This window comes from Pseudomonas sp. NFPP12, from assembly GCF_900103205.1.
GTDB lineage: Bacteria > Pseudomonadota > Gammaproteobacteria > Pseudomonadales > Pseudomonadaceae > Aquipseudomonas > Aquipseudomonas protegens.
Genome location: NZ_FMWW01000002.1, coordinates 1,000,797 through 1,023,682, shown reverse-complemented (window position 1 = coordinate 1,023,682; position 22,886 = coordinate 1,000,797). Strand labels below are relative to the sequence as shown.

Genomic DNA, 22,886 nt, shown 5'->3' with positions numbered 1-22,886 from the left:
TCAAGCGTGTTTCTTGCTCAGCAGATAAGAGAGGCTGACGAACAGCACCGAGACGCCGAGGATCAGCGTCGACACGGCATTGACGTCGGGTGTCACGCCCATGCGCAACAGGCCGAAGATGAAGATCGGCAGGGTGGTGGTGCCGGCCTGGGACACCATCATCGAGATCACGAAGTTATCCAGGGAGACAATGAAGGCCAGCATCAGCCCGGAGACGATCCCCGGCATCAGCAGCGGCAGAGTCACCTTGCGGAAGGTGCGCCAGGGGCCGGCGTACAGGTCTGCCGCCGCATGCTCCAGGGACAGGTCCATGTCGTTGAGGCGGGCGCGGATCGGCAAATAGGCGAAGGGGATGCAGAACACCGTGTGGGCGATGATCAGGTTGCCGTAGCCCAGGGACAGCCCCAGGGTGGAGAACAGCGCCAGGGTGGCCACGCCGACGACGATTTCCGGCAGCACCAGGGGCAGCATGATGGCGCCCATGGACAGTTGCAGGCCCTTGAACTTCGCCCCGCGTGAGGTGCCCAGGGCCGCCAGGGTGGCGATGGCGGTGGCCGCCATGCTGGCGCACACGGCGATCAGCAGGCTGTTGCCTGCCGCCTGGCGCAGGGCCTGGTTGGCGAACGCCGCGCGGTACCAGTCGAGGCTGAAGCCGCTCCACACCGTGGCCGACTGGTTGGCGTTGAAGGAGAACACCACCAGCACCAGGATCGGCGCGTAGAGGTACAGGTAGAACAGGAAGCTGAAACCGCCGAAGCCGGGAAAGTCCTGGACACCGAGGCCGTTGCGCTTGAACAGGCGGATCATCATGCACCCTCCTGAAGGGTTTTCTGGCGCTGGGCGCGCAGGGCGTAGACGGTCAGTACCAGCATCACCGCGGCCATCAGCACCAGCGACAGGGCGGCGCCGAAGGGCCAGTTACGGGCATCGCTGAACTGCCGGAAGATCAGGTTGCCAAGCATCATCCGGGTGCCGCCCCCCAGCAGTTCCGGGGCGATCATCGCCCCCAGGCAGGGCACGAAAGTCAGGATCGCCCCGGCGAAAATTCCCGGCTTGGCAATGGGCAGCACCACCTTGCGCAGGGTCCGAATGCGCCCGGCGTAGAGGTCCTGGGCCGCTTCCAGCAGGCGGGTGTCCATCTTTTCCAGGGTGGCGTAGATCGGCAGCACCACGAAGGGCGCGTAGGTGTAGACCAGCCCCAGCAGCACCGCACCGTCGGTGTACAGCAACTGCAACGGCTCGTGGATGACCCCCAGCCCCATCAGGCTGTTGTTGATCACCCCGGTGTTGCGCAGCAGCAGGATCCAGGCGTAGGTGCGGATCAGCAGGTTGGCCCAGAACGGCACGGTGATCAGGAAGATCAGCAGGCCGCGGCGCTGCACTGGCTGCATGGCCAGCCACACCGCTACCGGAAAACCGATCAGCAGGGTGATCACCGTGGTCAGCCCGGCGATGCCGATCGAGCGCAGGGCGATCAGCAGGTAGGAGTCGGCGAAGGCCAGGCTGTCGTCCAGTTGCCGTTCGAACAGCAGTGAGGTGTAGGCGTCGCTGCTGAAGACCTTGTTCACCCCGCCGTAGGGGTTGGCTTCCATCAATGAATAGCCGATGACGATAAGGATCGGCACGATCAGGAACAGGCCGATGGCCACCAGGGCCGGGCTGACCCCGAGAAAGCTGCGCAGGGCCTTGCGCCGTTCCAGGTGCTGGGAAATCGAAGAAGCGTGCATGGCGAATCCTCGTGGTCAATCCAGCAGGACGCTGGCGCTGCCGCGTTCGAACAGCAGCCCGGCGCTGCTGCCTACGCTCAGGCGCGGGTGGTGTTCGAGGCTGTTGGGCGTGCGCACGGTGAGGCGTGTGCCGTCGCCGAGGCTGACCTGGTATTGCAGGTCGGTGCCCAGGTAGATCAGTGCTTCGATGCGGCACGCCAGGGCGCCTTGCGAGGCATCACCACGCAGGTGCAAGCGCTCGGGGCGCACCGACAGGGTGACCTGCTGGCCGACCTTGGCGGTGGTGCAGGGTTGCGCCGGCAGCGCCTGCCCGGCGGGCCCGCTGAACCAGGCCAGGCCCGCTTCGACACGGCTGACCGTGGCCGGGATGAAGTTGGTTTCACCGATGAAGTCGGCGACGAAGCGATTGCGCGGCTGCTCGTAGATTTCTTCCGGGCGACCCACCTGTTGCACTTCGCCTTCGGAGAGCACGGCGATGCGGTCGGACAGGGTCAGGGCTTCTTCCTGGTCGTGGGTGACGAAGATGAAGGTGATACCGGTCTTGGCCTGGATGGCCTTGAGTTCTTCGCGCATGGCCTGGCGCAGCTTGAGGTCCAGGGCCGACAGCGGCTCGTCCAGCAGCAGTACCTTGGGGTGGGGGGCCAGGGCCCGGGCCAGGGCGATGCGTTGCTGCTGGCCGCCGGACAGCTGGTTGGGCTTGCGCGCCGCAAAGCGCTCCATCTGCACCAGGGCCAGCATTTCGCGCACCCGCTCGGCGATCTGCGCCTTGCTCAATACCTGGCCCATAGGGCGCGATTCCAGGCCGAAGGCCAGGTTCTCGGCCAGGGTCATGTGGGGGAACAGTGCGTAATGCTGGAACACCGTGTTCACCGGGCGCTCGAAGGGCGGCCGGTCGGCGATGTTCTCGCCATAGAGAAGGATCTCGCCCTGGGTCGGGAACTCGAACCCGGCGATCATCCGCAAGAGGGTGGTCTTGCCACAGCCCGAGGGGCCGAGAAGGGTGAAGAATTCGTTGTCGCGGATATCCAGGTCGATGTTCTTCAGGGCCACCGGGCCGCTGTGTGGATCGCCGTAGACCTTGCGCACTGAACGGATGGACACCGCCAGCGTTTGCAGCGCATGCAGGGCATTCATGCCTTACCTCCGATTCCCCCATGAGCTGTCGTGCAGGCCATGGATCTTGTTTTTCTTGGGCAGGATCGAAATGTGTCGGGTGCGTGGAAAGCTTGTCTTTGCAGGCTTTGCGCGGGTTTTACCGGGTTCTGCTGGGGCTGATTATCAGTGAGGGGTTGCGGGGGCGAAACATCAATTTTAACATACCGGCTGTTAAAAAATTTAATAGCAAGAGGCGGGCGAAATCATGGTCGAGCAGCGTTTGCCACCGTTGAATGCAGTGCGTGCTTTTGATGCCGCCGCCCGTCTTGGCAGCTATGTCGAAGCCTCCAGGGCCTTGCATGTGACCCAGCCGGCCATCGGCCGCCACGTGAAGCTGCTGGAGGACTGGCTCGGGGTGCAGCTGTTCGAGCGCACGTCCCGCGGGGTGAACCTGACCCCGGCGGGGGAGAAGTACCACCGCAAGATCGCCGCCGCCCTGCAACTGATCATCGAGGCCGGGCGCGAGGTACAGCCCAGGGCTGCCGAGCGCTGGCTGCGGATCATGGTCGTGCCGGGGTTTGCCAAGCGCTGGCTGACCCCGCGCCTGGAGGCGCTGCGCCACGTGCGCCCGGGCCTGAAGTTCGCCATCGAGCCGAACTCGACCTTTAGCGAAGTGGATGCCAAGAGCAGCGACCTGGGGATCGCCTACGGCCTGGACGGGCAATACGCCGAGTCCCGGGTCAGCCTGATCTGCCCCCGGGTGTTTCCCATCTGCACCCCGGCCTACCTGGCCAGTATCGAGGCGATTCGCGAGCCGGCGGACCTGGCCCGCCATGAGTTGATCCACTTCGATGACGGCGAGTGGTGGAACATGTGGTTCGCCGCCAATGGCCTGGATATCCAGCTCACGTCCGACCTGATCTACGTGAACAACGACCATGCGCTGTCGGTGGCGGAAAGCGGCGGTGGTATTGCCCTGGCCAACGAAGTGCTGGTGCGCGAGGAGCTCAAGGCCGGCACCCTGGTGCGGGTGCTGGAAGACCAGGTGCAGCTGGAAAGCTACCGGGTGCTGACCCCGGCCAGCGAGTGGTCGGAGGACGTTGAATGGTTTATCCAGTGGCTCAAGGCCGAGCTGGAAGCGGATTTCCCCGAGGCGCGAATCGGGGTTCGTTAGCAAGCTAATGGGATGGCGCGACTGCACCGAAAAATGGCACATTGACGCACCTGCCCCTGTGCACCCACCCGTTGTACGGAAAATCCTATGGCTAGCAGCAACTCCCCGAGCGTCGCCGCGACGGCTTCCCCGGCTTCGCAAAGCAGTCCCCTGGTCCTGCGCATCATTGGTGCGGTGGCCCTGGCGCACCTGATCAACGACTTGATCCAGGCAGTGCTGCCGGCGATCTACCCGATGCTCAAGGACAGCTACGGCCTGACCTTCACCCAGGTCGGCCTGATTACCCTGACCTTCCAGCTGACCGCGTCGCTGTTGCAGCCCTGGGTCGGCTACTACACCGACCGCCGGCCTCAACCTTTCCTGCTGCCGGCGGGAATGATCTGCACCCTGATCGGCATCCTGATGATGTCCCAGGTCGGCAGCTTTCCCTTGATCCTGCTGGCAGCAGCATTGATCGGCATTGGCTCCTCGACCTTCCATCCGGAGGCTTCGCGGGTCGCGCGGCTGGCCTCGGGCGGGCGCTATGGCCTGGCCCAGTCGAGCTTTCAGGTCGGCGGCAATGCCGGCACCGCCTTCGGCCCCTTGCTGGCTGCGGCCATCATCATTCCCTACGGCCAGGGCAATGTGGCCTGGTTCGGCCTGTTCGCGCTGTTTGCCCTGGTGGTGCTGTACGCCATCAGCCGCTGGTATGCCAACCACCTGCGCCTGTACAAGCTCAAGCAGGGCCAGGCGGCGACTCACGGCCTGTCCAGGAACCGGGTGATCAGCGCCCTGGTGGTCCTCGGGCTGCTGGTGTTTTCCAAGTATTTCTACATGGCCAGCTTCACCAGCTACTTCACCTTCTACCTGATCGAGAAATTCGACCTGTCGGTGGCCAGCTCGCAACTGCATCTGTTCCTGTTCCTGGGAGCCGTGGCGGCGGGAACCTTCTTCGGCGGCCCGATCGGCGACAAGATCGGGCGCAAGGCAGTGATCTGGTTCTCGATCCTCGGGGTGGCGCCGTTCACTCTGTTGCTGCCCCATGTCGACCTGTTCTGGACCAGCGTCCTGAGCGTGGTGATCGGTTTTATCCTGGCCTCGGCATTCTCCGCCATCGTGGTGTACGCCCAGGAACTGGTGCCGGGCAACGTTGGCATGATCGCCGGGGTGTTCTTCGGCCTGATGTTCGGTTTTGGCGGGATCGGTGCGGCGCTGCTGGGGCACCTGGCGGACATCCATGGCATCGAGTATGTGTACTACCTGTGCTCGTTCCTGCCGCTGTTCGGGGTGCTGGCGATCTTCCTGCCGCGTACCCGCAAAGCCTGATGGCTTGAGGCGTGCTGGCGATAGAACGCCCGGGGTTCTGGCCCCGGGCTTTTTTTTGCCTGGGCTTCAGCCGCCCTGGCGGGTGTGCCCGGTGCCTTGGCGAAAGGCGTTGGGTGTCTGGCCGCCGAGGCGCTTGAAGAAGCGGGAAAAGTAGGTGGGGTCGCTGAAGCCCAGGTTGTCCGAGAGCTGGCTGATGCTGATGTTGGTGTAGATCAGGTTGCGCTTGGCCTCCAGCATCAGGCGCTGGTGGATGATCTGCAGCGCGGTCTGCCCGGCCAGTTCCCGGCACAGGGTATTGAGGTGCACGCTGGACAGGCCGATGCGATGGGCCAGGGCTTCCACCGTCGGGTGCTCCTGGTAATGCTGCTCCACCAGCTTGATGAAGTGCCCCAGCAGTTGCTGGTTGCGCTCGCTGCGGTTGCTGGGCGTCACGTTCTGCTGGCGTCGGCGGCTGATCCACACCAGCAGTACGTTGACCAGCGAATGCAGCAGCAGGTCCCGCGCTGAGGCGCTGCCTTCGTACTCCTCCAGCAAGGTCTTGAACAGGCTGTTGAGGCGCTGCCGGTCACGGCCCACCGGGTAGCGCCCGGCCGCGGCCAGGACCGCCAGCGGCGCCCCCAGCTGGCTTTCCAGCTGGGCCACCAGCGGCGCACCCAGGGTCAGCACGTAGCCCTCGATGTTCTCGGAAAACTGAAAGCCGTGGACCATCAGCGGCGGCACCACCTGGATGGTTGCTTCGCGCACGTCCTCGCGGCGCCCTTCGACTTCCACCAGGGCCTGTCCGCTTTGCACATAGAGCAGTTGATACAGGTCGGCGTGGCGGTGTGGCTTGATCTCCCAGTGGTGCAGGCTGCTGCGCTTGGGGATGGATTCGCAGTGCAACAGGTCCGGAGTCGGCCAGGCCTGGTTTTCGCCGTAGAGCTTGAATACGGGGATGCTGGAGCGACTGGCTTTCATCGGGCGCGGCCCTGGGGGTGAGGGGTTGGAATGCTCGATAATCGAACGCTGTTTTCAAAAGTGCATTTTTACGGTGGTTAATCACCATTTTTTGCGATTTTTGTCGGCAAAAATGCAGGGGTACAACAATAACCATAAATTCCGGATTTCGCCTGCACGGTGACTGGAATGCCCTTATGAGACGACAACAATGAAAACTCAGGTTGCGATTATCGGCGCCGGACCTTCCGGCCTTCTGCTGGGCCAACTGCTGCACAAGGCCGGCATCGACACCGTGATTGTCGAGCGCCAGACCCCGGACTACGTGCTGGGCCGCATCCGTGCCGGTGTGCTGGAGCAGGGCACCGTGGACATGCTGCGCGAGGCCGGTGTGGCCCGCCGCATGGACGCTGAAGGCCTGGTCCATGAAGGGGTGGAGCTGCTGATGGGCGGCAAGCGCGTGCGCATCGACCTCAAGGCCCTGACCGGCGGCAAGACGGTGATGGTCTATGGCCAGACCGAAGTCACCCGCGACCTGATGGAGGCCCGCGCTGCCTGCGCAGCGCCGATCATCTATTCGGCGGACAAGGTGCAGCCCCATGACATGAAGGGCGCGCAGCCCTATATCACCTATGAAAAAGACGGCCAGCTACAGCGCATCGACTGCGATTACATCGCCGGCTGCGACGGTTTTCATGGCGTGGCACGCAAGAGCATCCCCGAAGACGTGCTGAGCCACTACGAGCGCGAATACCCCTTCGGCTGGCTGGGGCTGCTGTCCGATACCCCACCGGTCAATCACGAACTGATCTATGGGCAGCATGAACGTGGTTTCGTGCTGTGCAGCCAGCGCTCCCTGACCCGCAGCCGCTACTACCTGCAAGTGCCGCTGAGCGACAAGGTCGAGGACTGGTCCGACGAGCGCTTCTGGAACGAGCTCAAGGCCCGTCTGCCAGAAGAGGTGGCGGCTGACCTGGTGACCGGGCCAGCGCTGGAGAAAAGCATCGCGCCGCTGCGCAGCTATGTGGTGGAGCCCATGCAGTACGGCAAGCTGTTCCTGGTGGGGGACGCGGCCCATATCGTTCCGCCTACCGGTGCCAAGGGCCTGAACCTGGCGGCCTCCGATGTGTGCTACCTGTACCGGATCCTGGTCAAGGTCTACCGCGAAGGGCGTACCGAGCTGCTGGAAAAGTATTCCGAACTGGCCTTGCGCCGGGTGTGGAAGGGCGAACGCTTCAGCTGGTTCATGACCAATCTGCTGCACGATTTCGGCGACCGGCAGGATGCCTGGGACCACAAGATGCAGCAGGCCGATCGCGAATATTTCCTCAATTCCCACGCTGGCCTGGTGAACATTGCCGAGAACTATGTGGGCCTGCCTTACGAAGAAATCTGCTGAGCCCACGACCCTGAAGCGACCCGCATGCAGTGGGCCGTTTCAGGGCGCTGCCTGCAACGGGCGGCAAGCCGTAATGTAACAGTGCGGAAACATTCCTATTTATAAATGATATTCATTAGCATTACACTCCGATCCCTCTCTCCCTTGATGCACCATCCGGGTGCATTGAATCGACAAGGATCGTTTGTAATGAAAGTCAGCTCCTGCCTGTTCAATTCGCTTCTGCTCAGCGCCGGTGTCGGCCTGCTGGCCCCGCTGGCGCAGGCCGGCGATGCGGTTGAAGAGGCCAAGCCTGCATCGTTGGAACTGGATACCGCCTTTGTCACGGCTACTGGCGGCGCCACGGATCTCAAGGATGCCCCGGCCAGTGTCAGCGTCATCACCCGCGAGGAAATCGAGCGCCAGCCGGTCTATGACCTCAATACCCTGCTGCGCCGGGTGCCGGGGGTGACCGGTGGTTTCGGCCCGGTGGGCGAGCAGTCGAAGATCAAGCTGCGGGGGCTGGACGACAAGTACACGCTGATCCTGGTGGATGGCAAGCGGGTCGGCAGTTCCGCGGACCTGAGTTATCGCCGCGACCTGGCGCGCCAGGACCTGAACTGGATCTCGCCGAACATGATCGAGCGCATCGAGATCGTCCGCGGGCCTATGTCGTCGCTGTATGGTTCGGACGCCATGGGCGGGGTGATCAATATCATCACCCGCAAGGTCTCGCGGACCTGGACCGGCTCGGCCAGCACCAATATCACCGTGCCCAAGGATTCCGACCGCGGCCAGACCACTCAGTACAGCGTGAATGCGGCAGGTCCGCTGACAGAATCCCTGGGGCTGCGCCTGGGGGCCAACGTCACGCGTCGGGCTGCGGATGAGGTAGAGGCGCGGCGCGATGCCCAGGGCGATTTCATGTACGACGATGGCGCGGGCGGCTCCAAGGATCAGAGCGTGAATGCACTGCTGGACTGGCAGATCAATCAGGAGCAGAGCCTGTCCTTCGAGGCGGTGCATGGCGTTGAGCATTCCTGGGCATCAAAGAAGACCTTTGGTGACTGGAACGAGACCGTTGGTGGCGCCTTCGGCCCCAGCCGCCTGACCCGCGACAGCTACATTCTGTCCCATACCGGCGACTGGAGCTTTGGCACCTCGAAGCTCGATGCCTACCTGAACAAGTACCGCAACGACCTTGACCTGGGCAAAGCCAACTCGGAAGAGAAGATCGTCGAGGGCAGCCTGAATATTCCCTTCCAATTGCTGTTGGACCAGCGCCTGACGGTGGGCGGGCAATGGAAGCGTGAAGAGCTGACCAACACCGATACCCTGGGCACGGTACCCGTGGATTATCAGGGCGCGCCGGTCAGTGGCTCGACCTTGAAGGGCGATTACTCGGCGGCCTTTATCGAGGATGAATTGTTCCTGCTGGACAACCTGTCCCTGACCCTGGGCAACCGCTTCGACCACAGCGACAAGTACGGTAACCACAACAGCCCGCGGGCGTATGTGGTCTATCACCCGCACCCGGACTGGACCGTGCGTGGCGGTGTTTCCAAGGGTTTTCGTGCGCCAAGCCTGAAGGAGGGCAGTGCGGGGGCGGCTACCGAATCCGCAGGTCGGGGCTGTGGTTCGTTACGGCCGTTGGGCTATGTCACTGGTAGTTGCTGGATGGCGGGCAATCCGAACCTGACACCGGAAACCAGCACCAACAAGGAAATCGGCCTTTCGTTCGACCACGATGGCTGGGAAGCGGGCCTGACCTACTTCCACACCGATTTCACCGACAAGATCGAATACGGCCCGTTGGGCCAGTACCAGGGCCGCTGGTGGACCATGCTGGAAAACGTCGACAAGGCCCGTACCCGTGGCTGGGAAGGCACCGCCCGGGTTCCGCTGGGCGACTCCGTGAACTGGCGCACCAACGCCACCTACATGCTGGAAAGCAAGAACCTGTCCACCGGTGAAGACCTGATCAGTTCACCCAAACTGTCGGCATTCAGTGCGCTGGACTGGCAGGTCACCGACCGTTTGAGCACCGAGCTTTCGGCTCAGCACGTCGGCAAGCAGCGGGGCCTGGGCAATGATTTCGTGCAGTCCTATACCACTTACGACCTGACGGCGAACCTGGCGTTGACCAAGTGGCTGACCTTGAACGGCGGGGTGCAGAACTTGATGGACAAGGACCTGCGGGACGGATCGACCAACTTCTATGTGCCCGGACGGGCATTCTTCGCAGGGGCGACCACTTACTTCTGAGGCCGCTGGATGTAGCGGGGAAATCAGCCCCATTGCCAGGCAATGGGGCTGAAGGGGATCACACGTTGAAGCGGAAGTGCATCACGTCGCCGTCCTTGACGATGTATTCCTTGCCTTCCAGGCGCCATTTACCGGCTTCCTTGGCTCCGGCTTCACCCTTGAACTGGATGAAGTCGTTGTAGGCGATGACTTCGGCGCGGATGAAGCCTTTTTCGAAGTCGGTGTGGATCACGGCGGCGGCTTGTGGCGCGGTGGCGCCGACACGCACGGTCCAGGCGCGGACTTCCTTCACACCTGCGGTGAAGTAGGTCTGCAGGTTGAGCATTTCGTAGCCAGCGCGGATCACCCGGTTCAGGCCGGGCTCTTCCAGGCCCAGGGCCTCGAGGAACATGTCCTTTTCTTCGCCGTCTTCAAGTTCGGCGATTTCCGCTTCGATCTTGTTGCACACCGGCACCACCATGGCGCCTTCTTCTTCGGCGATGGCCTTGACCACGTCCAGCAGCGGGTTGTTCTCGAAGCCGTCTTCGGCAACGTTGGCGATGTACATCACCGGCTTGGTGGTCAGCAGGTGGAAGCCGCGGATGATCAGCTTCTCGTCGGCGCTCATGTCCTTCATCAGGCTGCGGGCCGGCTTGCCTTCGGTGAAGTGGGCGATCAGCTGTTCCAGCAGGGCTTTCTGGGCCACGGCATCCTTGTCACCGCCCTTGGCGTTGCGGGCGACTTTCTGCAGTTGCTTCTCGCAGCTGTCGAGGTCGGCAAAGATCAGTTCCAGGTCGATGATTTCGATGTCGCGCTTGGGATCGACGCTGTTGGACACGTGGATCACGTTGTCGTCTTCGAAGCAGCGGACCACATGGGCGATGGCGTCGGTTTCGCGGATGTTGGCCAGGAACTTGTTGCCCAGGCCTTCACCTTTCGAAGCACCGGCCACCAGGCCGGCGATGTCGACGAACTCCATGGTGGTGGGCAGCACGCGCTCGGGCACGACGATGGCGGCCAGGGCGTCCAGGCGCGGGTCGGGCATCGGCACGATACCGCTGTTGGGCTCGATGGTGCAGAAGGGGAAGTTCTCGGCCGCGATCCCGGATTTGGTCAGGGCGTTGAACAGGGTGGACTTGCCGACGTTAGGCAGGCCGACGATGCCGCAATTGAATCCCATGGTGTATTCCCCGAGGAGTAGAGTCAGGCCTTCTGGCTGTGCAGGTTTTTCATCGCGCGGTTCCATTCACCGGCGAAGATATCCGGCAGCACGCCGAGGGCAAAATCGATGCTGGCATCGAGTTTTTCCTGTTCGGCGCGTGGCGCACGACCCAGGACAAAGTTTGAAACCATACTGGCAACGCCCGGATGGCCGATGCCGAGCCGCAGGCGGTGAAAGGTATTCTGATTACCGAGCTGCGCGATGATGTCCCGCAGTCCGTTGTGCCCGCCATGGCCGCCGCCGGTCTTGAGCTTGGCGACGCCTGGCGGCAAGTCGAGTTCGTCGTGGGCCACCAGGATCTCTTCCGGCTTGATGCGGAAGAAGCCGGCAAGCGCCGCCACGGCCTGGCCGCTGCGGTTCATGTAGGTGGTGGGAATCAACAGACGAATGTCCTGACCCTGGTGACTGAAGCGCCCGGTCAGGCCGAAATATTTGCGATCGGCGACAAGGTTGATCCCTTGTTTTTCGGCGATGCGCTCAACAAAAAGGGCCCCTGCGTTATGCCGGGTCTGTTCGTATTCGGTGCCTGGATTACCCAGGCCAACGATCAGTTTGATGGCAGTCACGATAGGGGCCCTTCTTTGGAGTGGTGGATGACATCGCCGCAACCGGTGCTACGGCGAAAGTGGACGACAAGAGCTGGGTTGCCTTGCGGCAAACTTCGCGTTCTCGCCCGCTTTCTCGCTACGTTCCAGTCCGCGATGTACTCCGCTTAACTCCCGCGTCAGAGTGAATTACTCTGCAGCGCCTTCTGCAGCTTCTGGAGCAACACGTGGAGCGTGGACGTTGGCTACTGCCAGGTCGTTGCCGTGTGCCAGGGCCACGAATTCAACGCCTTTAGGGGCCTTGATGTCGGACAGGTGAACAATGGTGCCGATTTCAGCGTCAGCCAGGTCGACTTCGATGAACTCAGGCAGGTCTTTGGGCAGGCAGGAAACTTCGATTTCCGCGATTACGTGCGAGATCTCGCCGCCTTTCTTGACCGGAGCAGCTTCGTTGATGAAGTGCACTGGAACGATGGCGGTCAGTTTCTGACCAGCAACCACGCGAACGAAGTCAGCGTGCATCACGTGGCCTTTGGCCGGGTGACGTTGCAGGGCCTTGATCACGACGTTCTGCTTGGTGCCACCAACGTTCAGTTCGATGATGTGGCTGTAGGCAGCTTCGTTTTCCAGCAGCTTGGCAACTTCTTTGGCCAGCATGCTGATGGATTCAGGGGCTTTGTCGCCACCGTAAACTACAGCTGGAACCAGGCTTGCGAGACGACGCAGGCGGCGGCTCGCACCTTTCCCCAGGTCGGAACGCACTTCAGCATTCAGAGTAAAATCGTTCATGTTGTATCTCCAAAATAACCACACTCGCCCCAGCGTTTGCGACCAGCGCTAAAGGCGATATGGGCAAAAAAGCCCCGTCCCAACACAGGTTGGGACGGGGCGCTTTTCGTCATCGGGATGTTCTGCCAGGGACGGGCCCTAGCGGAACATCGCGCTGATCGATTCTTCGTTGCTGATACGGCGAACCGCCTCGGCAACTACCGGTGCGATATCCAGTTGACGGATACGCGCACAGGCTTGTGCTGCAGCGGACAGCGGGATGGTGTTGGTCACCACCAGCTCGTCCAGCACGGAATTTTCAATGTTCTCGATGGCCCGACCCGACAGCACAGGGTGTGTGCAGTAGGCAAAGACCTTGGCTGCGCCATGCTCTTTCAGGGCCTTGGCCGCGTGGCACAGGGTGCCGGCGGTATCGACCATGTCATCGACCAGAATGCAGGTGCGTCCTTCGACGTCGCCGATGATATGCATCACTTCGGAGTGATTGGCTTTCTCACGACGCTTGTCGATGATCCCGAGATCAACGCCCAGGGACTTGGCCACGGCACGTGCACGTACGACGCCGCCAATGTCCGGGGACACGATCATCAGGTTCTCGAAACGCTGATCTTCGATGTCATCCACCAGAACCGGGGAGCCGTAGATGTTATCTACCGGAATATCGAAGAAGCCCTGAATCTGGTCAGCATGCAGATCAACCGTGAGAACACGGTCGATGCCGACTACGGTGAGCATGTCAGCGACGACTTTCGCGCTGATAGCCACACGTGCGGAACGCGGACGGCGATCCTGACGGGCATAACCAAAATAAGGAATAACAGCAGTGATACGAGTAGCTGAGGAACGGCGGAAGGCGTCGGCCATCACCACGAGTTCCATCAGGTTATCGTTGGTCGGAGCGCAAGTCGGCTGAATAATGAAGACGTCTTTACCGCGGACATTTTCATTGATCTCGGCAGTAATTTCGCCGTCGGAAAATTTTCCAACAGAGATGTCACCGAGAGGGATATGCAGCTGACGTACGACACGCCGAGCCAGATCGGGGTTAGCGTTCCCCGTAAAGACCATCATCTTGGACACGCGCAGTACCTGAAGGCTGAGGGTATACCTGGATGAGTATAGGAAAATGGCAGGGGCGGCTGGATTCGAACCAACGCATGGCAGGATCAAAACCTGCTGCCTTACCGCTTGGCGACGCCCCTGTATCTGTTGCTTCGAATGCCTGGCACTCGGTTCCTTTAGAGCAGACTTTGCAGCTTGCGATGCAACATCGAAACGTTGCTTCCTTTGGCTACAAACCCTGTAAGGGTCTCTGTAAGAAGGGCCGAGACTTTATCAGCTTCAGCTTTGCTTGGGAAGCCCCCAAACACACAACTTCCAGTTCCAGTCAGTTTTGCTTCGGTAAATTTACCTAGCAAATTCAATGCGTTACGTACTTCTGGATAACGCCTTGCGACTACCGGAAGGCAGTCGTTTCTGCTGTTTCCCTTGGGAACGGGGCGCACTTTAATGGGCGCGGTGTTCCGTGTCAACAAAGGATCTGAAAAAATTTCTGCTGTACTAACAGACACTTGCGGGACCAGTACCAGATACCAGGGTTCTTCGGGATATTCAGGGGTCAGTTTTTCCCCCACACCTTCGGCGAAGGCAGCATGCCCGCGGACGAAAACCGGAACATCGGCGCCCAGGGTCAGCCCCAGTGCGGCCAGTCGGTCTTCGTCCCAGCCCAGTTGCCACAAGTGATTGAGGCCCAGCAGGGTGGTGGCGGCATTCGAACTGCCGCCGCCGATGCCGCCGCCCATGGGCAGGATCTTGTCGATCCAGATGTCGATGCCCTGGGTGCAACCCGATTGTTCCTGGAGTTTCTTCGCCGCCTTGACGATCAGGTTGCTGTCGTGGGGCACGCCTTCGAACGCGGTGTGCAGGCGAATCACGCCGTCATCGCGCAGGGCGAAAGTGATTTCATCGCCGTAGTCGAGAAACTGGAACAGGGTCTGCAGCTCGTGATAGCCATCTTCACGGCGACCGAGGATGTGCAGCATCAGATTGAGTTTGGCCGGGGAGGGCAGGGTCAGTTTTTCCACGGACATTTCATTGCCCCAGCTTGCGCGGCAGCCATTCCTTGATCACCAGGGTGACGTCAAGGTCGCTGCCGTGCAGTTTGATCCGCTCGGGCAGCCAATAGCCGTTCTGCTGCGAGTAGCTGCTGTATTCCACCTGCCAGCCATCTTGCTCCAGGCTCGCCAGATGGCTGTCGCCGTCCAGGGTCAGGCGGCTTTTGCTGTCGGGCGCGGGCAGGCCGCGAACCCACCAGGCCAGGTGCGAGACCGGCAGCTTCCAGCCCAGCTGTTCTTCCAGCAGGGTTTCCGGGCTTGCGGATTCATAGCGACCCTGGTTGGCCACTTCCAGGCTGACCTGGCCGGGACGACCGGTGAGTCGTGCGGCGCCACGGCCCAGCGGGCCTGACAGGCGGATGTCGTAGTAGTCCTGGCGTTGCAGCCAGAACAGCGTGCCGCTGCCGGAATCCTTGGGGGCACGAATGCCGATCTTGCCGTTGATCTGCCAGCCGTCGAGGCCGGTCAGTTGATCCTTGTGCAAGCGCCATTGCGCAGGGTTGCCCTGGCCCTGGACGGACTCGCGGGCACCGAAGCCGGCGCAGCCGGCCAGCAGGGCGATAAAGCTGAAAACAATAAAGTGGCGCAAAAACATGGTCTTAAAGAGTCTCTGATCCGGTCAGGCGTTTGATGGTGCCGCGTAGCACGGGGCTGTCGGGCTGATCCTTGAGGAACTTGCTCCAGATCTGCTTGGCCTCGCGCTGCTTGCCGTTGTTCCACAGCACTTCACCCAGGTGCGCCGCCACTTCCTGATCGGGGAAGCGTTCCAGGGCCTGGCGCAGCAGGCGTTCGGCTTCGTCCAGGTTGCCCAGGCGGAAATTCACCCAGCCCAGGCTGTCGAGGACGGCCGGGTCTTCCGGAGTCAGCTGGTGGGCTTGCTCGATCAGGGTCTTGGCTTCGGCATAGCGTGTAGTGCGGTCAGACAAGGTGTAGCCCAGGGCGTTCAATGCCATGGCATTGTCCGGTTCGCGCTGGATGATCAGGCGCAGATCCTTTTCCATCTGCGCCAGGTCATTGCGTTTTTCCGCCTGCATGGCGCGGGTGTACAGCAGGTTCATGTCGTCGGGGTATTGCTGCAGGGCCTGCTGGATAACTTTCCAGGCGCGCTCGCCCTGGTTGTTCGCCGACAGGGTCTCGACTTCGATCAGGTACAGCTGGATGGCGTAGTCGGGTTGGGCGTCGCGGGCCGCCACCAGGCGTTTTTGCGCCTCGTCGGTGCGGCCGTTGTTCATCAGGATATCGGCCTGGCGCAACTGTGCGGGCAGGTAGTCATTGCCCGGGCCGACCTGGCCGTATTCGATCAAGGCCCCTTGCGGGTCGTTGAGCTCTTCGGCGATCCGGCCCAGGTTCAGGTGCGCGGAATCTTCGTGGCTTTCACGGGCAATCAGGTCTTCCAGGTAGCCCTTGGCTTCTTCCCAGGCCTTGGCCTCCAGGCAGACGAGTGCCAGGGAATAGCGCAGTTCGTCATCTTCCGGATATTGCTGGACCAGACTGGAGAACTGGGTCTTGGCATCCTCCATGCGGTCCTGTTCCACCAGCATGCGGGCGTAGGTCAGGCGCAGGCGCTTGTCGTCCGGGTACTTGCGGATGCTTTTTTCCAGCAGCGGCAGGGCTTCTTTACCGCGGTTCAGGCTTTGCAGCAGGCGGGCGCGCAGCAGCAATGGCGCAACTTCGCCGTCTTCCGGTGGGTTCTGTTCCAGCAGGGCCAGGGCTTCCTTGGCGTCGCCGTCCTGTTGCATGAGCAAGGCCTTGCCGAAAATCAACTGGCTGTTGTGCGGGTGTTTCTGCAGCAGGCGGTCGAAGCTTTTCATCAGGCCGTTGCGCGTGTCCTGGTCGGTATCGGCTGCGGACAGGGCAAGAAAGTCGAAGTGGGTATCGCCCTTGCCTTGCAGGACCTTCTCCATATAGACCATCGAGTCGTCATAGCGCCCGGCCCGGGCCAGCTGGATCGCGGCGGCTCGCTGCGCTTCCAGGTCGTCGGGGGCGTTTTTCGCCCAGATCAGCGACGTGTCCAGGGCAGCCTGGTCGGCGCCCAGGTACTCGGCGATGCGAAAGGCCCGCTCGGAGATGCCCGGATCCTGGGTGTTGATGGCCTGGGTCACGTAGTTGTCCAGGGCAATGTCGAAACGATTGCGCTGGCCCGCGAGTTCAGCGCTCAGCAGGCTGAAGACGGTGTCTTCGCTGAACGAGGAATAGACCTTGGGCTTTTCAGGGGCGGAGGTGCTGTCTTCCACCGGCGACGTAGCGTCCGATGAAACGGGTGCCAGAGATTGGCAACCGCTGAGGAAGACAAAGGCGAGGAGCAACGCGGAAGATCTATTCATATAGGAAGAGGGCGACTAACCTGCGGTCGGATCATCATGACACAAGCCTTCGGCCAAACATAACCGAGACTCAACGGGATGCCAGAACAGAGGCAGTCTATTAGTTTCTGCGCGAAAACTGCCTGCGCTTCGACCATGCTGCGCGCTGGGCGGCCTTGGCGCTACGCAGAAACAGGCTCGAAATGCTCATTTAGGCCCCTAAACTCCGCGTCCTCGCCTGTTTTCGCCTTGCCTGATCTTCGCTCGGCGAGTTTTGGCACAAAACTAGGACAATAGTCGGCGGTAGTTGTTCTGAGTCGGACGAAGTAGGACAATTGCCGGCTTCTCGACATCATCAGCGACCTTGAATGGCCTTCCTTGCACTCGGTATTAACCACAAGACTGCTTCTGTAGACGTCCGCGAGCGCGTGGCCTTTACCCCTGAGCAGTTGGTTGAGGCCTTGCAGCAGCTCTGCCGACTCACCGACAGCCGCGAAGCTGCGATCCTCTCCACCTGCAATCGCAGTGAGCTCTATATAGAACAGGATCATCTTTCTGCGGATGTGGTGCTGCGCTGGCTGGCGGAATATCACCATTTGAGCCTAGACGAGCTGCGCGCCAGTGCCTACGTGCATGAGGACGATGCGGCAGTTCGTCACATGATGCGGGTGGCGTCGGGGCTGGATTCGCTGGTGCTGGGCGAGCCACAGATTCTCGGGCAGATGAAGTCCGCCTACGCCGTGGCCCGCGAGGCCGGCACCGTCGGGCCGCTGCTGGGCCGGCTGTTCCAGGCCACATTCAGCGCCGCCAAGCAGGTGCGCACCGACACCGCCATCGGTGAGAACCCGGTGTCCGTGGCTTTCGCCGCGGTGAGCCTGGCAAAACAGATTTTCAGCGACCTGCAACGCAGCCAGGCACTGCTGATCGGCGCCGGGGAGACCATCACCCTGGTGGCCCGGCACCTGCACGACCTGGGAGTCAAGCGTATCGTGGTGGCCAACCGTACCCTGGAGCGCGCCAGCCTCCTGGCGGAGCAATTCGGTGCCCACGCCGTGCTGCTCTCGGATATTCCCCAGGAACTGGTGCACAGCGATATCGTCATCAGTTCCACCGCCAGCCAGTTGCCGATCCTCGGCAAGGGCGCAGTGGAAAGTGCCTTGAAGCTGCGCAAGCACAAGCCGATTTTCATGGTGGACATCGCCGTTCCCCGGGATATCGAGCCAGAAGTCGGCGAGTTGGACGACGTTTACCTCTATACCGTCGACGACTTGCACGAAGTGGTGGCGGAAAACCTCAAGAGCCGCCAGGGCGCGGCCCAGGCCGCCGAGGAACTGGTGAACATCGGCGCCGAGGATTTCATGGTGCGCCTGCGGGAACTGGCGGCGGTGGATGTGCTCAAGGCCTATCGTCAGCAGAGCGAACGCCTGCGCGATGAAGAACTGCAGAAAGCCCTGCGCATGCTGGCCAACGGCAGCGGCGCCGAGGACGTGCTGGCCCAGTTGGCCCGCGGCCTGACCAATAAACTGTTGCACGCGCCGAGCGTGCAGTTGAAAAAGCTCTCCGCCGAAGGCCGCCTCGATGCGCTGGCCATGGCCCAAGAACTCTTTGCCCTCGGTGAGGGCTCATCGGATAAAACCCCGTAATGAAAGCGTCACTGCTCAGTAAGCTGGACATTCTCCAGGATCGTTTCGAGGAACTGACCGCCTTGCTCGGCGATGCTGAGGTCATTTCCGATCAGGCCAAGTTCCGCGCCTATTCCAAGGAATACGCGGAAGTCGAGCCGATCGTGGCTACTTATAAACAGGTGCTCAAGGTCCAGGCGGACCTTGAAGGCGCCCAGGCGCTGCTCAAGGACAACGACCCGGACCTGCGGGAAATGGCCGCCGAGGAAGTGCGCGAGGCCAAGGAACAACTGGCCGACCTGGAAAGCAGCCTGCAGCGCATGCTGCTGCCCAAGGACCCCAACGACGGGCGCAATGTGTTCCTGGAAATCCGTGCCGGCACCGGCGGCGACGAGGCGGCGATCTTCTCCGGCGACCTGTTCCGCATGTATTCCCGTTACGCCGAGCGGCGCGGCTGGCGGCTGGAGATCCTCTCGGAAAACGAGGGTGAGCACGGCGGCTATAAGGAAGTCATTGCCCGGGTCGAAGGCGAGAGCGTCTACGGCAAGCTGAAGTTCGAATCCGGCGCGCATCGCGTGCAGCGAGTGCCGGCCACCGAGTCCCAGGGCCGCATCCACACTTCGGCCTGCACCGTGGCAGTACTGCCCGAGCCGGATGAACAGGAAGCCATCGAGATCAACCCGGCGGACCTGCGCATCGACACCTATCGCTCCTCGGGTGCCGGTGGCCAGCACGTGAACAAGACCGACTCGGCGATCCGCATCACCCACATCCCTTCGGGGATCGTGGTGGAGTGCCAGGAAGAGCGTTCCCAGCACAAGAATCGGGCGCGGGCCATGTCCTGGCTGTCGGCCAAGCTCAACGACCAGCAGACCAGTGCCGCGGCCAATGCCATTGCCAGCGAGCGCAAGTTGCTGGTGGGCTCGGGGGACCGTTCCGAGCGCATCCGCACTTACAACTTCCCCCAGGGCCGGGTCACCGATCACCGCATCAACCTGACCCTGTATTCCCTGGACGAAATCCTCGCCGGGGGCGTGGAAGCCGTCATCGAGCCGTTGCTGGCTGAATATCAGGCCGATCAACTTGCGGCATTGGGTGAGTAAATGACCATCATCGCCAGCCTGCTGCGCGCAGCCCAACTGCCCGACTCGCCGACCCCGCGCCTGGATGCCGAGCTGCTCCTGGCCGCGGCCCTGGGAAAGCCCCGCAGCTTTCTCCACACCTGGCCGGAGCGCATCGTGCCCAGCGAGGCGGCCCTGGTGTTCACCGACTACCTGCAGCGACGCCGCTCCGGCGAGCCGGTGGCCTATATCCTTGGCCAGCAGGGCTTCTGGAAGCTCGACCTGGAGGTGGCGCCCCACACCCTGATCCCGCGCCCCGACACCGAACTACTGGTGGAAGCGGCGCTGGAACTGTTGCCCGCGACCCCAGCCACGGTCCTTGACCTGGGCACCGGCAGTGGTGCCATCGCCCTGGCCCTGGCCAGCGAGCGCCCGGCCTGGCAGGTCACGGCGGTGGACCGGGTACTGGAAGCCGTGGCCCTGGCCGAACGCAACCGCCAGCGCCTGCAACTGGACAACGTCAGCGTGCTCAGCAGCCACTGGTTCAGCTCCATTGAGTCCCGGCGCTTTGATCTGATCATCAGCAACCCGCCCTACATTGCCGAAGCCGACCCCCATCTGGTGGCCGGCGACGTGCGTTTCGAGCCGGAAAGCGCCCTGGTGGCGGGCAAGGATGGCCTGGACGACCTGCGCCTGATCGTCGCCCAGGCTCCGCAGCACCTGGAGGCCGGTGGCTGGCTGATGCTGGAGCACGGTTACGATCAGGCCGCGGCGGTCCGCGAGTTGCTGGCTGCCCAGGGGTTCATCGAAGTCCACAGCCGGGTCGACCTCGGTGGGCATGAGCGCATCAGCCTGGGGTGCCGGCCGTGCTGACCGACCAGGAGCTGTTGCGCTATAGCCGACAGATTCTGTTGCAGCATGTCGATATCGACGGCCAGCTGCGCCTCAAGGAAAGCCGCGTGCTGATCGTCGGCCTCGGCGGTCTCGGTGCTCCCGCAGCCTTGTACCTGGCGGCGGCGGGGGTTGGTGAGCTGCACCTGGCCGACTTCGACAGCGTGGACCTGACCAACCTGCAACGCCAGATCATCCACGACAGCCACAGCGTCGGGGTCAGCAAGGTGGACTCGGCCATCAGTCGCCTGTCTGCCCTCAACCCGGAGGTCCGCCTGGTGCCCCATCGCCAGGCGCTGGATGTCGATACCCTGGCCGCTGCCGTGGCGGCGGTGGACCTGGTACTCGATTGCTCCGACAACTTCAGTACCCGCGAGGCGGTGAACGCCGCTTGCGTGGTGGCCGGCAAGCCCCTGGTCAGCGGTGCGGCGATCCGCCTGGAAGGGCAATTGTCGGTCTTTGACCCGCGGCGCCCGGAAAGCCCTTGCTACCACTGTCTATACGGGCATGGCAGCGAAGCCGAACTGACCTGCAGCGAAGCCGGGGTGCTCGGCCCGCTGGTGGGCACCGTGGGCAGCCTGCAGGCCCTGGAAGCCCTGAAACTGCTGGCCGGGTTTGGCGAGCCGCTGGTGGGCCGGTTGTTGTTGATCGATGCCCTGGGCACGCGCTTTCGCGAGTTGCGGGTCAAGCGCGATCCGGGGTGCAGCGTCTGTGGTACCCATCGTGAGTGAAGCGCCGATCGGGGTGTTCGACTCCGGCGTCGGCGGCCTCTCGGTGCTGGCGGAAATACAACAGTTGCTGCCCCACGAGTCGCTGCTGTACTTCGGCGACTGCGGGCATATTCCCTATGGCGAAAAGACCCCGGAGTTCATTCGCCAGCGTTGCAGCCTGATGGCCCGGTTCTTTCGTGAACAGGGCGCCAAGGCCCTGGTGCTGGCCTGCAACACTGCTACCGTGGCCGGAGTGGCCGACCTGCGCCGCGATTATCCGGACTGGCCCATCGTTGGCATGGAGCCTGCGGTCAAGCCGGCGGCGGCCGCGACCCGCAGCGGCGTGGTCGGTGTGCTGGCCACCACCGGCACCTTGCAGAGTGCCAAGTTCGCCGCCTTGCTCGACCGTTTCGCCACTGATGTGAAGGTCGTCACGCAGCCCTGCCCGGGGCTGGTGGAGATGATCGAGAATGGCGACTTGCACAGTGCCGCTCTGCGCCAACTGTTGCACGGCTACCTCGAGCCTCTGCTGGCTGCCGGCTGCGACACCATTATCCTGGGCTGCACCCATTATCCGTTTCTCAAGCCGCTGCTGGCGCAGATGCTGCCCGGGCCTATCAGCCTGATCGATACCGGCGCCGCGGTTGCCCGGCAATTGCAGCGGCTGCTCGACGAAGGCGATCTGCGTGCCCAGGGGCCAGCCCGGAAAACCTGTTTCTGGACCAGTGGCGATGTCCCGCACTTTGCCCGGGTGCTGCCTCTGTTGTGGAAAGAATCTGCTGAAGTCCTGCCTTTGCAGTTGTGAAAAAATCGTGAAAAATCCCTTCGCTGGCGCTGAACTTCTGAATGCGCGCTGGCTTCTATAGCCTATCCACAGGGTTGTACAACACCATATAAAACCGTTCGAAAAGGATGTTCCTGATGAAGCGACTGTTGTGTTTGGCTGCACTTGCGGCCGGGTTGTTGGGGCACAGTTTTTCCGCGCAGGCGGCCGGAGTCGAGTTCTCCGTGGGGCAAACCGGCGATTCGACCCAGGCCTATCGGCTGGGTATGCAATGGGATTGGGACAAGAGCTGGCTGCAAAGTGACGTCGGCCGTCTCACGGGTTACTGGAGCGGCGCCTACACCTATTGGGATGGCGACAAGACCTCCAGCAACCACAGCCTGTCGTTCTCCCCGGTGCTGGTCTACGAATTCGCCGGGGCCAGCGTCAAGCCCTACATCGAGGCCGGCATCGGGGTAGCGGCCTTTGCCCATACCCAGGTCGAGGACAACAAGCTGGGGTCATCCTTCCAGTTCGAAGACCGCATCGGTTTCGGCCTGCGCTTCGCCGGTGGCCATGAAGTCGGTATCCGCGCCACGCACTACTCCAACGCCGGCATCAAGACCCCCAACGACGGTATCGAAAGCTACGCGCTGCATTACACGATGCCGCTCTAAGGCCGCTATCAGCGATACGCCGTGGCAATTCCCCGGCGTTCGCTCAAGCAATCGGCCTCGCCCAGCTCGAACTCGCGACAGATCAGCGGTCGCAGCTCATAGATGCTGCAACGCATGCTGTCGCGGTCCAGCGCCGCGCACCAGCCGTCATCCAGGCGGCGCATGACTTCCCCTCCCCAATCGTCGGTATCGATAAAGCGCTCGGGCACCCCGGTGTCGGTGATCAGCATGACCTCCAGCTGGCAGCAGCAGGCGGCGCAGGTGGAGCAACTGACGGCGGGTTCGGCGGCGATGGAGGTAACGGGGATGGTGGTCATAGGCGCGCAGTGT

The 22,886-nt window shown here is 62.2% G+C and carries 22 protein-coding genes and 1 tRNA gene; 10 read left to right on the top strand and 13 right to left on the bottom strand.

What is annotated here, in order from left to right; genetic code table 11:
* The 3 genes from BLS75_RS12445 to BLS75_RS12435 are packed head-to-tail and all read right to left on the bottom strand — an operon-like array spanning position 1 to position 2,861.
* Entirely contained in the window at positions 1–810 is an 810-nt protein-coding gene (locus BLS75_RS12445) for an ABC transporter permease (protein WP_015636986.1), read from the bottom strand.
* Complete coding sequence (locus tag BLS75_RS12440; RefSeq protein WP_041119859.1) at positions 807–1,727, bottom strand: ABC transporter permease; 921 nt, start codon at positions 1,725–1,727, stop codon at positions 807–809. The genes BLS75_RS12445 and BLS75_RS12440 overlap by 4 nt, the downstream gene beginning before the upstream one ends.
* Positions 1,728–1,742: 15 nt before the next feature.
* Positions 1,743–2,861 (bottom strand): ABC transporter ATP-binding protein, encoded by a 1,119-nt coding sequence (locus BLS75_RS12435; protein WP_041119858.1) that lies wholly within the window; start codon positions 2,859–2,861, stop codon positions 1,743–1,745.
* Between the two features lie 226 nt (positions 2,862–3,087).
* On the opposite strand from BLS75_RS12435, the gene BLS75_RS12430 reads away from it, so the two are divergent.
* Positions 3,088–3,996 carry a LysR substrate-binding domain-containing protein gene (locus tag BLS75_RS12430; protein WP_011063418.1) on the top strand — a complete coding sequence of 303 codons (909 nt, stop codon included), beginning with the start codon at positions 3,088–3,090 and terminating at the stop codon, positions 3,994–3,996.
* Positions 3,997–4,083: 87 nt separating this feature from the next.
* Complete coding sequence (locus BLS75_RS12425) at positions 4,084–5,301, top strand: MFS transporter (RefSeq protein WP_011063417.1); 1,218 nt, start codon at positions 4,084–4,086, stop codon at positions 5,299–5,301.
* 66 nt (positions 5,302–5,367) lie between these two features.
* On the opposite strand, the gene BLS75_RS12420 is transcribed toward BLS75_RS12425, so the two are convergent.
* On the bottom strand, positions 5,368–6,258 hold the full coding sequence (locus BLS75_RS12420) for a helix-turn-helix domain-containing protein (protein WP_015636982.1): 891 nt from the start codon (positions 6,256–6,258) through the stop codon (positions 5,368–5,370).
* Between the two features lie 190 nt (positions 6,259–6,448).
* On the opposite strand from BLS75_RS12420, the gene pobA reads away from it, so the two are divergent.
* Positions 6,449–7,636: a 4-hydroxybenzoate 3-monooxygenase gene (gene pobA, locus BLS75_RS12415; RefSeq protein WP_072450946.1), complete on the top strand. Its 1,188-nt coding sequence runs from the start codon at positions 6,449–6,451 to the stop codon at positions 7,634–7,636.
* 189 nt (positions 7,637–7,825) lie between these two features.
* Positions 7,826–9,880, top strand: a complete 2,055-nt coding sequence (locus BLS75_RS12410) for a TonB-dependent receptor domain-containing protein (protein WP_072450945.1) — start codon at positions 7,826–7,828, stop codon at positions 9,878–9,880.
* Between the two features lie 58 nt (positions 9,881–9,938).
* On the opposite strand, the gene ychF is transcribed toward BLS75_RS12410, so the two are convergent.
* The 8 genes from ychF to BLS75_RS12370 form a co-directional block, all read right to left on the bottom strand.
* Positions 9,939–11,039, bottom strand: coding sequence for a redox-regulated ATPase YchF (gene ychF, locus BLS75_RS12405; RefSeq protein WP_015636980.1), 1,101 nt, complete (start codon positions 11,037–11,039; stop codon positions 9,939–9,941).
* Positions 11,040–11,062: 23 nt separating this feature from the next.
* Entirely contained in the window at positions 11,063–11,647 is a 585-nt protein-coding gene (pth, locus tag BLS75_RS12400) for an aminoacyl-tRNA hydrolase (RefSeq protein ID WP_011063412.1), read from the bottom strand.
* 168 nt (positions 11,648–11,815) lie between these two features.
* The gene (locus BLS75_RS12395) at positions 11,816–12,415 is read right to left on the bottom strand and encodes a 50S ribosomal protein L25/general stress protein Ctc (protein ID WP_011063411.1); all 600 of its coding nucleotides are present in this window, start codon (positions 12,413–12,415) and stop codon (positions 11,816–11,818) included.
* A 138-nt stretch (positions 12,416–12,553) separates the two neighbouring features.
* A complete protein-coding gene (locus tag BLS75_RS12390) occupies positions 12,554–13,495 on the bottom strand; it encodes a ribose-phosphate pyrophosphokinase (protein ID WP_003171603.1) in 942 nt (313 codons plus the stop codon).
* A gap of 47 nt (positions 13,496–13,542) precedes the next feature.
* A tRNA-Gln gene (locus BLS75_RS12385) sits at positions 13,543–13,617 on the bottom strand.
* 36 nt (positions 13,618–13,653) lie between these two features.
* Positions 13,654–14,505, bottom strand: coding sequence for a 4-(cytidine 5'-diphospho)-2-C-methyl-D-erythritol kinase (ispE, locus tag BLS75_RS12380; protein WP_072442501.1), 852 nt, complete (start codon positions 14,503–14,505; stop codon positions 13,654–13,656).
* A 1-nt stretch (position 14,506) separates the two neighbouring features.
* A complete protein-coding gene (lolB, locus tag BLS75_RS12375) occupies positions 14,507–15,124 on the bottom strand; it encodes a lipoprotein insertase outer membrane protein LolB (RefSeq protein ID WP_019095037.1) in 618 nt (205 codons plus the stop codon).
* A gap of 4 nt (positions 15,125–15,128) precedes the next feature.
* The gene (locus BLS75_RS12370; RefSeq protein WP_011063408.1) at positions 15,129–16,853 is read right to left on the bottom strand and encodes a tetratricopeptide repeat protein; all 1,725 of its coding nucleotides are present in this window, start codon (positions 16,851–16,853) and stop codon (positions 15,129–15,131) included.
* A 347-nt stretch (positions 16,854–17,200) separates the two neighbouring features.
* Here BLS75_RS12370 and hemA point away from each other — a divergent pair, with 347 nt between their 5' ends.
* The 6 genes from hemA to BLS75_RS12340 all read left to right on the top strand — a co-directional run bounded on the left by hemA (position 17,201) and on the right by BLS75_RS12340 (position 22,556).
* Positions 17,201–18,475: a glutamyl-tRNA reductase gene (gene hemA, locus BLS75_RS12365; protein ID WP_011063407.1), complete on the top strand. Its 1,275-nt coding sequence runs from the start codon at positions 17,201–17,203 to the stop codon at positions 18,473–18,475.
* Positions 18,475–19,557: a peptide chain release factor 1 gene (gene prfA / locus BLS75_RS12360; protein WP_072450944.1), complete on the top strand. Its 1,083-nt coding sequence runs from the start codon at positions 18,475–18,477 to the stop codon at positions 19,555–19,557. Before hemA ends, prfA begins: the two co-directional genes overlap by 1 nt.
* Positions 19,558–20,388: a peptide chain release factor N(5)-glutamine methyltransferase gene (prmC, locus tag BLS75_RS12355; RefSeq protein WP_015636975.1), complete on the top strand. Its 831-nt coding sequence runs from the start codon at positions 19,558–19,560 to the stop codon at positions 20,386–20,388.
* Positions 20,382–21,137, top strand: a complete 756-nt coding sequence (locus BLS75_RS12350; protein ID WP_072450994.1) for a molybdopterin-synthase adenylyltransferase MoeB — start codon at positions 20,382–20,384, stop codon at positions 21,135–21,137. Before prmC ends, BLS75_RS12350 begins: the two co-directional genes overlap by 7 nt.
* Complete coding sequence (gene murI, locus BLS75_RS12345) at positions 21,130–21,921, top strand: glutamate racemase (RefSeq protein WP_072450993.1); 792 nt, start codon at positions 21,130–21,132, stop codon at positions 21,919–21,921. The genes BLS75_RS12350 and murI overlap by 8 nt, the downstream gene beginning before the upstream one ends.
* A gap of 116 nt (positions 21,922–22,037) precedes the next feature.
* Entirely contained in the window at positions 22,038–22,556 is a 519-nt protein-coding gene (locus BLS75_RS12340; protein ID WP_015636972.1) for an acyloxyacyl hydrolase, read from the top strand.
* Positions 22,557–22,564: 8 nt separating this feature from the next.
* On the opposite strand, the gene BLS75_RS12335 is transcribed toward BLS75_RS12340, so the two are convergent.
* Positions 22,565–22,873 (bottom strand): YkgJ family cysteine cluster protein, encoded by a 309-nt coding sequence (locus BLS75_RS12335; RefSeq protein ID WP_011063401.1) that lies wholly within the window; start codon positions 22,871–22,873, stop codon positions 22,565–22,567.
* Between the last annotated feature and the right edge of the window lie 13 nt (positions 22,874–22,886).

Bases quoted from the DNA above. Each gene is read 5' to 3' on its own strand.
- BLS75_RS12420 (WP_015636982.1), bottom strand. From the start codon at position 6,258: ATGAAAGCCAGTCGCTCCAGCATCCCCGTATTCAAGCTCTACGGCGAA.
- BLS75_RS12435 (WP_041119858.1), bottom strand. From the start codon at position 2,861: ATGAATGCCCTGCATGCGCTGCAAACGCTGGCGGTGTCCATCCGTTCA.
- ispE (WP_072442501.1), bottom strand. From the start codon at position 14,505: ATGTCCGTGGAAAAACTGACCCTGCCCTCCCCGGCCAAACTCAATCTG.
- BLS75_RS12370 (WP_011063408.1), bottom strand. From the start codon at position 16,853: ATGAATAGATCTTCCGCGTTGCTCCTCGCCTTTGTCTTCCTCAGCGGT.
- hemA (WP_011063407.1), top strand. From the start codon at position 17,201: ATGGCCTTCCTTGCACTCGGTATTAACCACAAGACTGCTTCTGTAGAC.
- ychF (WP_015636980.1), bottom strand. From the start codon at position 11,039: ATGGGATTCAATTGCGGCATCGTCGGCCTGCCTAACGTCGGCAAGTCC.
- prfA (WP_072450944.1), top strand. From the start codon at position 18,475: ATGAAAGCGTCACTGCTCAGTAAGCTGGACATTCTCCAGGATCGTTTC.
- BLS75_RS12440 (WP_041119859.1), bottom strand. From the start codon at position 1,727: ATGCACGCTTCTTCGATTTCCCAGCACCTGGAACGGCGCAAGGCCCTG.
- BLS75_RS12395 (WP_011063411.1), bottom strand. From the start codon at position 12,415: ATGAACGATTTTACTCTGAATGCTGAAGTGCGTTCCGACCTGGGGAAA.
- prmC (WP_015636975.1), top strand. From the start codon at position 19,558: ATGACCATCATCGCCAGCCTGCTGCGCGCAGCCCAACTGCCCGACTCG.
- BLS75_RS12425 (WP_011063417.1), top strand. From the start codon at position 4,084: ATGGCTAGCAGCAACTCCCCGAGCGTCGCCGCGACGGCTTCCCCGGCT.
- BLS75_RS12340 (WP_015636972.1), top strand. From the start codon at position 22,038: ATGAAGCGACTGTTGTGTTTGGCTGCACTTGCGGCCGGGTTGTTGGGG.
- BLS75_RS12445 (WP_015636986.1), bottom strand. From the start codon at position 810: ATGATGATCCGCCTGTTCAAGCGCAACGGCCTCGGTGTCCAGGACTTT.
- BLS75_RS12430 (WP_011063418.1), top strand. From the start codon at position 3,088: ATGGTCGAGCAGCGTTTGCCACCGTTGAATGCAGTGCGTGCTTTTGAT.
- lolB (WP_019095037.1), bottom strand. From the start codon at position 15,124: ATGTTTTTGCGCCACTTTATTGTTTTCAGCTTTATCGCCCTGCTGGCC.
- pobA (WP_072450946.1), top strand. From the start codon at position 6,449: ATGAAAACTCAGGTTGCGATTATCGGCGCCGGACCTTCCGGCCTTCTG.
- BLS75_RS12335 (WP_011063401.1), bottom strand. From the start codon at position 22,873: ATGACCACCATCCCCGTTACCTCCATCGCCGCCGAACCCGCCGTCAGT.
- BLS75_RS12410 (WP_072450945.1), top strand. From the start codon at position 7,826: ATGAAAGTCAGCTCCTGCCTGTTCAATTCGCTTCTGCTCAGCGCCGGT.